An 11,784-nucleotide genomic window follows, 5' to 3' on the forward strand; every position below is an offset into this window, starting at 1 on the left:
ATAAAAAATAGCCTGAGGAGATCCCCATGAACGCAGCCCTCGACGTTCTGCAATCGACCCATCAGCACATCAACCGCGACCGCTTGTGGCAGTCGCTGATGGACCTGGCCAAGCTCGGCGCCACGCCCAAGGGCGGTGTTTGCCGCCTGGCCCTCACCGATCTGGACCGCAAGGCGCGCGACCTGTTTGTGCAGTGGTGCGAGGCGGCGGGGTGCACGGTGACGGTCGATGGCATCGGCAATATCTTCGCCCGTCGTCCCGGGCGCAATCCCAACCTGCCGCCGGTGATGACCGGCAGCCATATCGACACCCAGCCCACCGGCGGCAAGTTCGACGGGTGCTTTGGCGTGCTGGCAGGGGTAGAGGTGTTGCGCACGCTCAACGACTTGAACGTGGAAACCGAGGCGCCACTGGAAGTGGTGGTGTGGACCAACGAGGAAGGCTCGCGCTTTCCACCGTGCATGATGGGCTCCGGCGTGTTTGCCGAGAAATTCAGCTTGGCCGAGACCCTGGCCAAGGTCGATGCCGATGGCGTCTCGGTGGGCGATGCATTGAATGCCATTGGTTACGCGGGCACGCGGCCGGAGAGCGGGCACAAGGTCGGCGCGTATTTCGAGGCGCATATCGAACAAGGGCCGATTTTGGAGGATGAGAAAAAAACCATCGGCGTGGTGCTCGGCGCCCTTGGGCAAAAGTGGTTTGACCTGAAATTGCGCGGTGTTGAGGCTCACGCGGGGCCGACACCGATGCACCTGCGCAAGGATGCTTTGGTCGGCGCTGCGGCCGTGGTGGCGGCGGTGAATGCGGCCGCCTTGGGGCATCAGCCCCACGCGTGTGGCACGGTGGGTTGCCTGCAGGCTTACCCGGGTTCGCGCAATGTCATCCCCGGTGAAGTGCGCATGACCCTGGATTTTCGTCATCTGGAACCGGCGCGGCTGGATTCGATGATTGCCCAGGTGCGCAAGGTGATCGATGAGACCTGCGCCAAGCATGGGCTGACGTATGAGATGGAGCCTACCGCTGACTTCCCGCCGCTGTATTTCGACAAGGGCTGCGTGGATGCCGTGCGCGATGCGGCGAACGGGTTGGGCCTGTCGAACATGGACATCGTCAGCGGGGCAGGGCACGACGCGATCTTCGTGGCTGAGCTGGGCCCGGCGGGGATGATTTTTGTGCCGTGCGAGGGGGGTATCAGCCATAACGAAATCGAGAATGCCGCGCCGGATGATCTGGCGGCGGGGTGCGCGGTTCTATTGCGTGCAATGGTTGCCGCTTCGGCCGCTATCGCCAGCGGCAAGTTAGCCGCCTGAAATGCGGTAGAAAAAATGTGGGAGGGGGCTTGCTCCCGATAGCGGTGGGTCAGTCACCCTGCTATCGGGGGCAAGCCCCCTCCCACATTGGTTCTGCGGTGTTCATACATTGTGTGTCTGGCGCAAAACAGTGTGGGAGGGGGCTTGCCCCCGATGGCGGTAGGTCAGTCACCGTCATGTCCCCGGCTGCCACCCCCCACCCAGCGCCGTCACCAACCCCACACTCGCCTGCAACTGCCGCGTCTGTACCGCCTGCAAGGTCCGCTGTGCCTGCAACGCCGCCGTCTGCGCGGTGACCACATCCAGGTAACTCACCGCCCCGGCCTGATAGCTGTTCATTGCCAGCGCCTGGGTATGCTCTGCCGCATCCGCCGCCGCCTGTTCATCCTGTGCCTCCTGCTGCAAATCCCGCAGTTGGCCCAGGTTGTCTTCCACTTCACGCACGGCCTTCAACACCTGGCTGCGGTACTGTGCAGAGGCTTGTTCAAACTCGGCCTTGGCCTGGCGCTCATTGGCACTTAAACGCCCGCCGTCAAAGATCGGCAGATTCACCAGCGGCCCCAGCGCCCAATACCGGTTGCCGGCCGACAGCAGGTTGCCAACCCCTTGGGTCTGCCCGCCAATCAACCCGGTCAAACTGAAATCCGGGTACCACGCGGCCTTGGCCACACCGATATTCGCATTGGCCGCAAACACCCTTCGTTCCGCCGCCGCGATGTCCGGGCGACGTTGCAGCAGATGGCTTGGCAGTTGCGCAGGAATCCCCGGCAGGGCAATCAGTTGCTGGCTTGGCGGCAATGAAAAGTCGCTGGCCGCCACGCCCACCAATTCACCCATGGCGTGCTCGGTCAGGTTGCGTTGCCCGCGCACCTCATCCAGTTGCGCCTTGGCTTCTGCCAATTGATTTTGCGCGCGGGTCAGGTCCAGTTCCGAGGCGATCTGGCCTTCATAACGGCTGCGGGTCAGCTGCAACGCCTGGCTGAAATCATCCAGCGAGCTATTGAGTATCCGCGCCTGCGCGTCCAGCCCATTGAGCTGCACATACAGCGTCGCCAGCTGGTGTTGCAGGCTCAGGCGCGCCACGGCCAGGTCATCGCCGGACGCTTGCGCCTGGGCATCACCGGCCGCTACCTGGTTGCGGATTTTGCCCCACAGGTCCAGGTCGTAACTCAGGGAAAAGCCCGCCGTATTGCTGTTGTACACCGAGGGCTGTGTGTCGCCGCGCAGCGGTCGCGAATCGGATTGACGCTGGCGCACCGGCTGTGCGCTGGCGCTGATCTGCGGGAACAGCCCGGCGTGCAACTGGCTGGCATACGCCTGGGACGCATCGAAGTGCGCCAGTGCCGCCGCCAGGTCCGGGTTGGCCTTGAGCAGTTGTTGTTGCAGGTTGCTCAGGCGCGAATCGTTGTAGAGCTTCCACCATTCGGGCGCCAATTGGTCGGATGGCTGCGCGCTGTGCCACGGGCCGTCGCTGGTCTGTTCGCGATAGCCCGCCGGCAGGTCAACGGTGGGCACCGTGTAGGCGGGCGCCATCGAGCAACCCTGCAATGCCAGCAGCACCAGCGCTGCGAGGGGTTTAAGCCTTGGGCGCATGCGCACCTCCCGAGGCATCGGCCAGTTGCACGGGGTCGCCTTCGCGCAGGGCGTCGGGCGGGTTGTCGACCACGCGGTCGGCGGGTTTCAGGCCCTGGTCGATCACCAGGCGTTCGCCCAGGTCCAGGCCGATATGGATGGTTTGCAGGTGCACATGGTTCTGCGCATCCAGCAACGCCACCTGCGTGCCTTGGGCGCGGAAGATCAACGCACTGGCCGGGATGCTCACGCCGTGGGTGTCGGCCGGAACCGGCAGAGTCGCTTCGGCGTAGTCGCCGGGTAGCAGCTCGCCGTTGGGGTTGTCGGCAACGAACTGTGCGAGCAGGGTGCCGGAGCGCCGGTCGATCGCGGTGGAGTCGCCGATCAGGCGCGCCTTGAAGTGTTCGCCGGGGTGCTCGGGTACGGTCAGTTCGGCTTCAAGGCCGGGGTGGATCACCGCCGCATAGTTCTGCGGCACCGGCACATACAGGCGCAGTTGGTGGGTGTCGGCGATGTTGAACAGCTCCGGGTCGCTGTCGGTATCGGCCTTGATCAACTGGCCGATATCTGTGTTACGCGCGGTGATGGTGCCGGCGAACGGCGCGCGCAGGGTCTTGTAGCTTTCCAGCGCGGACAGCCGCGCGTAGTCGGCCCCGGCGGCTTCTGCGTTGGCCTTGGCGGCGGCAGCGTTGGAGGTTTTTTCATCGGCCTCCTGGCGCGACACCGAATGGCTGGCCAGCAAATTCTGCCAGCGCGTGGCGGTGGTTTCGGCCAGGCGCGCGTTGGCCTGTTCCTGGATCAGCCGCGCATGGGTTTGCGCCAATTGCTGGTCGAGTTCGGGGCTGTCGATTTCGGCCAGGATTTGCCCGGCCTTGACCTGGCTGCCGATGTCGACTTTCCAGTCCTTCAAGTAGCCGCTGACGCGTGCGTGGATCGGCGCCTTGCTCCACGCCTCCAGATGCGCGGGCAGGCGCAGGGTGTCGCCGGCCGCGTTCTGCTTGGGCTGGAACACCATCACCTGCGGGATGGCGGCGGTTTCGGTCCAGGCGGTGACCGATTGTTCGTGCAGTGTGCGGGCGTGCAGGCCGTTGGCGACCAACAGGGCGGCCAGGGTCAGGCCGCCGACACCCATGAGCATCAGACGCTTGCGCGAGGGTTTGTGATCAGACGACATGTGGGGTAGCTCCTGCTGCTGCGCGAGTAGAGTGACGACCGTGGACCAGGCTGAAGACCACGGGAACGAACAACAAAGTGGCAATCGTGGCGAAGATCAAACCGCCGATAACGGCGCGGCCAAGGGGCGCGTTCTGCTCCTCGGAAATCGCCAGGGGCAGCATGCCGATAATCATCGCCAGGGCGGTCATGCACACCGGGCGAAAGCGCGTGTAGCCGGCTTCCATGGCGGCCTTCAAGGCGTCGCCATGTTCGGCCAGGCGTTCACGGCAGAAGCTCACCACCAGGATCGAGTTGGCGGTGGCCACGCCCATGCACAGGATTGCCCCAGTCAATGCCGGCACCGACAGCGAGGTGCCGCTGAGAAACAGCATCCACACGATCCCCGCCAGCGCCGCCGGGAGGGCGGTGATGATCACGAACGGATCGGCCCAGGACTGGAAGTTGACCACGATCAGCAGGTAGATCAGCACCACCGCGCCAAGCAGGCCGAAGCTCAAGCCGCTGAAGGCTTCATGCAGCGCATCGATCTGCCCGTGCAGGCTGATCACCGCGCCTTTGGGACGCATGGACGCGGTGTCGTCCAGCACCTTTTGCACGTCGCGGGCCACGCCGCCGAGGTCGCGGCCTTGCACGTTGGCGTACAGGTCCAGGGTCGGCTCGATGTTGTAGTGGGTCACCACCGCCGGGCTTTGCACACGCGTGATGTTGGCCACGCCGCCGAGGATCTGCGACTGGCCATCGGCACCGGTCACCGGCAAGGCTTCCAGGGACGGCAGGCTGTCGAGGCGGTATTGCGGCGTGGCGGCAACGATGGAATAGGACACGCCGTTGGCCGGGTTGAGCCAGAACGTCGGTGCGGTTTGCGAGCTGCCGGCCAGGGACGCGACCATGCTGTTGGTCACATCACGCTCGGTAATGCCCAGGCCGTTGGCGCGCATTCGGTCGACATTCACCTGCAGCGACGGGTAGCCGGTGGACTGCTGGATACGCAGGTCGGCGATGCCCGGCACGTGCTGCAGGCGGCGTTCAAGTTCCACGGCGTAGGCGCGGTTTTCTTCATCGCTGCGCCCGGAGATCTTCACGTCCAAGGGGGCTGGTGCGCCGAAGTTGAGGATCTGGCTGCTGATGTCCGCCGGCAGGAAGGCGAAGTGGCTGCCGGGGAAACTTTGCGGCAAGGCTTCGCGCAGTTTTTTCACGTAATCGGCGGTGGGCGCGTGGTCCTTTTTCAGGCTGACCTGGATGTCGCCATCCTGTGGGCCGATGGTGCCGCTGCTGCTGTAGGCCATGTCGATGCCGCTGAGCGGGATGCCGATGTTGTCGACGATGGTGTCCAGCTCATCGGCCGGAATCACTTCGCGAATCCGCGCTTCAATGCGGTCGAAGGCGGCGGCGCTTTCTTCAATGCGTGTACCTAACGGCAAGCGCACGTGAAGGGCAAGGGCGCCGGCATCGGTGGCCGGGAAAAAGTCCTGGCCCAGGCTCGGCAGCAGCAGGAACGAGGCCAGCACACAGGCCAGGAAACCGACGATAAAGCGCTTGCGGTTGCCCAGCGCGAGCAGCAGCAGGCCGTGGTAGGTGTCGCGGATGTTCGAGAAGTGCCGTTCGAAACCCTGCTGGAAATTCAGCACCGCTTGCAGCATGGGGTTGCGCGGTTTCTTGTGCTGCTCGCCTTCATGGTGGTTGATGAATTCATCTTCGGGATGATGCCCCGCACCTTGCTCCGGCGTGTGCGGCTTGAGCAGGAACATCGCCAGGGTCGGCACCAGCGTGCGTGACAGGATGAACGAGCTGGCCATGGCGAAAATGACCGCCAGCGCCATCGGCCGGAACAGATAGCCGGCGATGCCTTGCAGCAAAAACATCGGCACAAACACGATGCAGATACACAGCAGCGAGACGAACGCCGGGCCGACGATTTGCGCGGCGCCGTCGAGGATCGCGGTCTTCACCGCCTTGCCTTGCTCCAGGTGCCAGTTGATGTTTTCGATGGTCACCGTGGCGTCGTCCACCAGAATCCCCACCGCCAAGGCGAGCCCGCCGAGGGTCATCACGTTGAGGGTTTGCCCGCTGACCGCCAGCAGCGCAATTGCCGACAGCACCGCCAGGGGAATCGACGCGGCAATAATGATCGTCGAGCGCCAACTGCCGAGGAACAGCAGGATCATCGCGCTGGTCAGCAGCGCGGCGATGATGCCTTCCTGGGCCACGCTGCCCACCGATTGTTTGACGAACACCGAGGCGTCGCCCAGCAGCGAGGTCTTCAGCGACGGCGGCAGGGTTTCGTTGATGCGCGGCAGCATCTGACGGATGCCGTCGATGATCGACAGGGTGGAGATGCTGCCGTTTTTCAACGCCGGCATCAGCACCGCGCGGTGGCCATCGACACGTACGATATTGGTCTGCGGTGGCGAGCCGTCACGCACGTGGGCGACTTGGCCGATGGTGATGATCGCGCCGTCGACGGTCTTGATCGGCAGGTCGTTGAGCTCGTCAATCGCCTTGGGGCTGTTGTTGAGCAGAATCGTGTATTCGTTGGGGCCGAGTTTGGCGGTGCCCACCGGAATGATCTGGTTTTGCAGGGCCAGTGCATTGCCCACGTCCTGGGCCGACAAGCCCTTGGCGGCCAGCGCCTGGGGGTCGAGGTCGAGGGTGATCTGGCGTTGCTTGCCGCCCATCGGCGTGGGCATGGCCAGGCCGGGCAGGGCGCTCAGGGGCAGGCGGATATTGTTTTGCACCAGGTCGCGGATTTTCGCTTCCGACAGGCTGGGGCTGGAAAACGCCATTTGCAGGATCGGCACCGTGGAGGCGCTGTAGTTGAGGATCAGCGGCGGCGTGATGCCCGGCGGCATCTGCTTGAGCACGGTTTGTGACACCGCCGTGACCTGGGCGTTGGCGGTGCGGATATCCACGCCGGGCTGGAAGAAGATCTTGACGATGCCCATGCCGGGCAGCGATTGCGATTCGATATGTTCGATGTCGTTGACGGTAGTGCTCAAGGAGCGTTCGTAGGTATAGATCACCCGACCGGCCATGGCGTCCGGCGACAGGCCGTTGTACTGCCAGACCACGGCGACTACCGGGATGCCGATATCGGGGAACACATCCGTTGGGGTTCGCAGGGCCGCCATCGGCCCGATGATGCAGATGAATATTGCCAGCACGATAAACGTGTAGGGCTTTTGCAGTGCGGTCTTTACCAGCCCGAGCATGCGTGAACCTCCGAGGGAGCAGAATTGCAAACCCCGGCAGTCTTGCCCGACCCACCTAACACGCACCTTTCAGCCAGGTGAAGGAACATTTAGGTAAGGACTGAAGATCGTTTCATATGTATTCATTTGTTCTACAAAGGGGGTGTGCCCAAGCTTGTTGCCCATCGGACACATTGTCTTTTTGGAGCCCTGCCATGTTACTCAAACCTTTATTGTTGATCCCCGCCCTCGGTGCCGTTTTGCTCTTGTCGGCGTGTGCCGGCCCGATCCCCAAGGCGGACCCGAGCGAAGCCTGGATAGGGCTGAAGGAAGAAGCGCCGAATGACCTGATGGCCGAGCGCCTGGATGGCAAGCGCGTGGATGACGGGCGATTTTTTGAAGTGCCCCCAGGCGACCATCGCCTGGACGTGACGCTGTTTGAGGAGGAGCCAGGCGACGACAACCAGCAAGACTGCCAGGGCCGGGTCGAGTACAAGCACTTCAAGGCGGGTGAACACTACACGCTGGTGGAATCCAGCCTGGGCACGACCGTGCGCGCATCCTTGATGGATGGCCACGGCAAGGAAGTCGCGGCGACTCAGGACTTCAATTGCATGCCTGGCTAGGCGTGGTGAACCGCCACCTTATGGGGCTTGGCGGATGCAGCGGGTTTGACGTGCGGGTGGTGGCGGCGAGTAATACGCAACACCCCCCACAACATGGCGCCGGCAACCGCCAGCCAACCGCAGACCAACATGAAAATCGTCGTTGCAAGGCTCATTCGGGCCTCCTCTCGCCCCGCAGGGGGCACACACAGTCTTCTCAATGGACAGTCTAGCTACCTGACGGTTGCCTGCTATTGACCAATGGTCGTGTCTGTCCAACTTGTTTGCTCTATCCGCTCCCTTTACTAAGCCTGCGGGCTATACCCGCGTGGCAGAGCGTCCTATGATCAGGGCCCTTACCGGCAGTTGATCAAGAGAGTAGAAAATTGCGGTTACGGTCGAACCTTAAAACATCCGTGTTGCTGGCCTGTGCCCTGGGGCTCGCGGCGTGTGCCGGGCAGCCGTCGAAGCTGGCGGGCCTGCCTGAACGCGTTGAACTCAACGGCGTGCCGACGTTTCGCAGTGAGGCTTATCAGAGCGGTCCTACGGCTCTGGCCAGCATGCTGTCGCAACAAGGCATTGTCATGACACCGGGGTTGCTGGATAAGCCGCTGCACTTGCCGGGCGGTGAAGCCGACCTTGAGCGCAACATGCAGGTGCTGGCGCGTGAGTACGGGCTGATGGTCTACCCTCTGGATGCCAAGCTCACGGCGGTGCTGGCGCAGGTGGCGGCGGGTTACCCGGTGATGGCGCGGATCGGCGGCGGGCTGTGGTCTGACGCGCGCTACGTGGTCGTGGTGGGCTTCAACCAGCAGAAAAGCACGGTGTTGCTGCGCTCGGGCATGGACCGGCGGCTGTTGATGAGCTTCAGCGACTTTGAGTCGAAGTGGAGCAGTGCGGGACACTGGGCGATCCTCACCCAGCGCCCGAGCCAGTTGCCGGCGAATGTGGATGCGCAGCGCTGGCGCGATGCGGCCAATGCCACCGGCCAGGCAGGGCAGGAGCGCGCGGCTGCGCAGGCGCTCAAGGTGTTGGCAGAGCGCAAATAAACGACATTTCTCAAAAACATCCTGGCTCTAATGTGGGAGGGGGCTTGCCCCCGATAGCGGCGTATCAGCTGAAAAATATACAGCTGACTCACCGCCATCGGGGGCAAGCCCCCTCCCACATTGGATATCTCTAGAGTTATCTTTATCGGCGCACTTGCGCCGCATTCGGGCGATTCTTCAGGTTCTTGTCAGCCTTGTAGCGCAACGCCACGTCCGGCACCGAGCCGCTCTTGCCGGTTTCGACCCAGTTGCGAATGCGGCTGGCATCGGCAAAGTGGGTGAACTTGCCGAACGCATCGAGGATCACCAACGACACCGGGCGGTTACCCATGCTGGTCACCAGCACCAGGCAGTGGCCGGCCTGGTTGGTGAAGCCGGTCTTGGTCAGCTTGATGTCCCAGTTGGCACGGTTGATCAGGTGGTCGGTGTTGGAGAAGCCCAGGGTGTAGTTGGGCTTGCGGAACGACACGGTCTTTTCCTTGGTGGTGCTCAGTTGGCTCAGCAACGGATAGTGGCGTGCGGCGGCCAGCAGTTTGCTCAGGTCGCGGGCGGTGGATACGTTGTGGATCGACAGGCCGGTGGGCTCCACGTAGTGCGTGCTGGTCATGCCCAGCGCCTTGGCCTTGGCGTTCATCGCCGCGATAAAGGCCGGGTAGCCACCCGGGTAGTGGTGAGCCAGGCTGGCGGCGGCGCGGTTTTCCGAGGACATCAGGGCGATCAGCAGCATTTCCTTGCGCGGCATTTCGCTGCCGATTTTCACGCGGGAGAACACACCCTTCATTTCCGGCGTGTCCTTGATGTTGATATCGATGTACTCGTCCATGTTTTGCTTGGCTTCCAGCACGATCAGACCGGTCATCAATTTGCTCACCGACGCGATGGGCACCACCACGTCAGGGTTGCTGGAATAGATGACCTTATTGGTCTGCAGGTCTACCAGCATGGCGCTGCCGGAAGCGATTTGCAGTTTGGAGGTGTCACGCGGGGCCTGGGTGGTTTCGGCTGCGTGCGCGAAGGTGCCTGTAAATGCAAACAATAGGCTGACGATAGAGAGACGAATTTTCACGCGGATGAACTCGCTAAAAAAGTAAGGAAATACCGTTCAGGAACGGGTTATAGGACAAATGCCGTTACATTTTAGGAGTATGGACGAAGAACTGTCGAATGTTCTTCGAGAACCAGACGAAAGTGCTTAAAAACTAAGAAAAAACCGGTTTAATTGCGGGCAATAAAAAGCCCTGCGATAAGGCAGGGCTTTCTCAGTACCTGTGGTTATTAACCGTGCAGGGTTTCTGCGGCATACAGCGTATTTTCCAGCAGGCAGGCACGGGTCATCGGGCCTACACCGCCTGGCACCGGGGTAATCCAGCCGGCACGGGGCAGGGCGGTTTCGTACACCACGTCGCCGACCAGCTTGCCGTCTTCCTGGCGGTTGATGCCGACGTCGATGACGATGGCGCCTTCCTTGATCCACTCGCCCTTGACCAGGCCCGGCTTGCCGGCGGCAACCACCACCAGGTCGGCGCGGCCGACGTGGCCGGCGAGGTCCTTGGTAAAGCGGTGGGTAACGGTCACGGTGCAGCCAGCCAGCAGCAGTTCCATCGCCATCGGGCGACCAACGATGTTGGAGGCGCCGACCACCACGGCATCGAGGCCGTACAGGTCGACACCGGTGCTTTCCAGCAGGGTCATGATGCCTTTGGGCGTGCATGGGCGCAGCAGCGGGATGCGCTGGGCCAGGCGGCCGACGTTATATGGGTGGAAGCCATCGACGTCTTTATCCGGGCGGATGCGTTCCAGCAACTTGGAAGCGTCCAGATGCTCCGGCAGCGGCAGTTGCAGCAGGATGCCGTCGATGCTCGGGTCATCGTTGAGGCCGTCGATCAGGTCGGTCAGGGCCTGCTGGGTAGTCGCGCAAGGCAAGTCGTAGGCCTTGGATATAAAGCCGACCTCTTCACAGTCTTTACGCTTGTGCGAGACATAAACCTGAGAGGCAGGATCGCTGCCGACCAGGATCACCGCCAGGCCCGGTGTGCGCAGGCCTTGCTGGCTACGCTCGGTGACCCGTTTGGCGATCTGCTGGCGCAGGCTGGCGGCGATTGATTTGCCGTCGATAAGTTGTGCAGTCATTACGCGTGATTAACCATCGAGAGGGGGAAGAAAAGTGCGCGCATTCTCGCACGCCAACGCGTGAGGGCAAAGGCGCTTGGTCTGCAAATTGGCCTAACCCCTTAAATAAAATGAATTTTTTTCAAAAAAGATTTGACGGGTTTCAAGGCCCTCTATACTATTCGTCGCACTTGTCGGGCACAGCCTAGCACTGGTTAAGAAGGTCGAGCAGAATAGATGGTTGTTCTGCAAGGCTGGAAGCACTTAGTTTGTAATCCTCCAAGAGTACAGATTAATAAGGCGCCCGTAGCTCAGCTGGATAGAGCATCCGCCTTCTAAGCGGATGGTCGCAGGTTCGAGTCCTGCCGGGTGCGCCATTAGGCAGCTTTGGCACAAGTAGCGCTATATGGTGGGCGTAGCTCAGTTGGTAGAGCACGGGATTGTGACTCCCGTTGTCGAGGGTTCGATCCCCTTCGTCCACCCCATATTTTAAAAGGCGCCAGATTAATCATCTGGCGCCTTTGCTTTAAGAGCTGCAAGCGCGGATGTGGTGGAATTGGTAGACACACTGGATTTAGGTTCCAGCGCCGCAAGGCGTAAGAGTTCGAGTCTCTTCATCCGCACCAATTAAAGCATTGCCCGGTCGTCAGGCCAGGTGACGCTCAGCAAGGAAGATGTGCGAGTTCCTTGCGAATGCAATATGGTGGGCGTAGCTCAGTTGGTAGAGCACGGGATTGTGACTCCCGTTGTCGAGGGTTCGATCCCCTTCGTCCAC

Annotated in this window: 9 protein-coding genes and 4 tRNA genes; 7 read left to right on the top strand and 6 right to left on the bottom strand. The window is 61.9% G+C overall.

What is annotated here, in order from left to right:
* Nucleotides 1-26 precede the first annotated feature (26 nt).
* The gene (locus AC0IYH_RS25430) at nt 27-1,310 is read left to right on the top strand and encodes a Zn-dependent hydrolase (RefSeq protein WP_122773158.1); all 1,284 of its coding nucleotides are present in this window, start codon (nt 27-29) and stop codon (nt 1,308-1,310) included.
* A 174-nt stretch (nt 1,311-1,484) separates the two neighbouring features.
* On the opposite strand, the gene AC0IYH_RS25435 is transcribed toward AC0IYH_RS25430, so the two are convergent.
* The 3 genes from AC0IYH_RS25435 to AC0IYH_RS25445 are packed head-to-tail and all read right to left on the bottom strand — an operon-like array spanning nt 1,485 to nt 7,267.
* Nucleotides 1,485-2,903, bottom strand: coding sequence for an efflux transporter outer membrane subunit (locus AC0IYH_RS25435; RefSeq protein WP_471836813.1), 1,419 nt, complete (start codon nt 2,901-2,903; stop codon nt 1,485-1,487).
* A complete protein-coding gene (locus AC0IYH_RS25440) occupies nt 2,887-4,056 on the bottom strand; it encodes an efflux RND transporter periplasmic adaptor subunit (RefSeq protein WP_471836815.1) in 1,170 nt (389 codons plus the stop codon). The genes AC0IYH_RS25435 and AC0IYH_RS25440 overlap by 17 nt, the downstream gene beginning before the upstream one ends.
* Nucleotides 4,046-7,267 carry an efflux RND transporter permease subunit gene (locus AC0IYH_RS25445; protein ID WP_471836816.1) on the bottom strand — a complete coding sequence of 1,074 codons (3,222 nt, stop codon included), beginning with the start codon at nt 7,265-7,267 and terminating at the stop codon, nt 4,046-4,048. The genes AC0IYH_RS25440 and AC0IYH_RS25445 overlap by 11 nt, the downstream gene beginning before the upstream one ends.
* A 194-nt stretch (nt 7,268-7,461) precedes the next feature.
* Here AC0IYH_RS25445 and AC0IYH_RS25450 point away from each other — a divergent pair, with 194 nt between their 5' ends.
* On the top strand, nt 7,462-7,872 hold the full coding sequence (locus AC0IYH_RS25450; protein WP_116626618.1) for a PA0061/PA0062 family lipoprotein: 411 nt from the start codon (nt 7,462-7,464) through the stop codon (nt 7,870-7,872).
* On the opposite strand, the gene AC0IYH_RS25455 is transcribed toward AC0IYH_RS25450, so the two are convergent.
* A complete protein-coding gene (locus AC0IYH_RS25455; RefSeq protein ID WP_163821407.1) occupies nt 7,869-8,027 on the bottom strand; it encodes a hypothetical protein in 159 nt (52 codons plus the stop codon). The genes AC0IYH_RS25450 and AC0IYH_RS25455 overlap by 4 nt on opposite strands.
* 210 nt (nt 8,028-8,237) lie before the next feature.
* On the opposite strand from AC0IYH_RS25455, the gene AC0IYH_RS25460 reads away from it, so the two are divergent.
* Nucleotides 8,238-8,900 (top strand): peptidase C39 family protein, encoded by a 663-nt coding sequence (locus AC0IYH_RS25460; RefSeq protein WP_116626619.1) that lies wholly within the window; start codon nt 8,238-8,240, stop codon nt 8,898-8,900.
* A 142-nt stretch (nt 8,901-9,042) separates the two neighbouring features.
* Here the strand turns inward: AC0IYH_RS25460 and pbpG are convergent, their stop codons facing one another.
* Together pbpG and folD are read right to left on the bottom strand one after the other, a co-directional pair.
* Nucleotides 9,043-9,966: a D-alanyl-D-alanine endopeptidase gene (gene pbpG / locus AC0IYH_RS25465; RefSeq protein WP_116626620.1), complete on the bottom strand. Its 924-nt coding sequence runs from the start codon at nt 9,964-9,966 to the stop codon at nt 9,043-9,045.
* A 209-nt stretch (nt 9,967-10,175) separates the two neighbouring features.
* Complete coding sequence (gene folD, locus AC0IYH_RS25470; protein ID WP_122773153.1) at nt 10,176-11,030, bottom strand: bifunctional methylenetetrahydrofolate dehydrogenase/methenyltetrahydrofolate cyclohydrolase FolD; 855 nt, start codon at nt 11,028-11,030, stop codon at nt 10,176-10,178.
* Between the two features lie 279 nt (nt 11,031-11,309).
* On the opposite strand from folD, the gene AC0IYH_RS25475 reads away from it, so the two are divergent.
* The 4 genes from AC0IYH_RS25475 to AC0IYH_RS25490 all read left to right on the top strand — a co-directional run bounded on the left by AC0IYH_RS25475 (nt 11,310) and on the right by AC0IYH_RS25490 (nt 11,784).
* A tRNA-Arg gene (locus AC0IYH_RS25475) sits at nt 11,310-11,386 on the top strand.
* Between the two features lie 32 nt (nt 11,387-11,418).
* Nucleotides 11,419-11,494: transfer RNA gene (locus AC0IYH_RS25480), tRNA-His, on the top strand.
* Nucleotides 11,495-11,550: 56 nt separating this feature from the next.
* Nucleotides 11,551-11,635 (top strand) — tRNA-Leu (locus AC0IYH_RS25485).
* 77 nt (nt 11,636-11,712) lie between these two features.
* Nucleotides 11,713-11,784 (top strand) — tRNA-His (locus AC0IYH_RS25490).

The sequence above is a fragment of the Pseudomonas sp. AC463 genome, assembly GCF_979253585.1.

Bases quoted from the DNA above. Each gene is read 5' to 3' on its own strand.
- folD (WP_122773153.1), bottom strand. From the start codon at position 11,030: ATGACTGCACAACTTATCGACGGCAAATCAATCGCCGCCAGCCTGCGC.
- AC0IYH_RS25445 (WP_471836816.1), bottom strand. From the start codon at position 7,267: ATGCTCGGGCTGGTAAAGACCGCACTGCAAAAGCCCTACACGTTTATC.
- AC0IYH_RS25430 (WP_122773158.1), top strand. From the start codon at position 27: ATGAACGCAGCCCTCGACGTTCTGCAATCGACCCATCAGCACATCAAC.
- AC0IYH_RS25435 (WP_471836813.1), bottom strand. From the start codon at position 2,903: ATGCGCCCAAGGCTTAAACCCCTCGCAGCGCTGGTGCTGCTGGCATTG.
- AC0IYH_RS25440 (WP_471836815.1), bottom strand. From the start codon at position 4,056: ATGTCGTCTGATCACAAACCCTCGCGCAAGCGTCTGATGCTCATGGGT.
- AC0IYH_RS25455 (WP_163821407.1), bottom strand. From the start codon at position 8,027: ATGAGCCTTGCAACGACGATTTTCATGTTGGTCTGCGGTTGGCTGGCG.
- AC0IYH_RS25450 (WP_116626618.1), top strand. From the start codon at position 7,462: ATGTTACTCAAACCTTTATTGTTGATCCCCGCCCTCGGTGCCGTTTTG.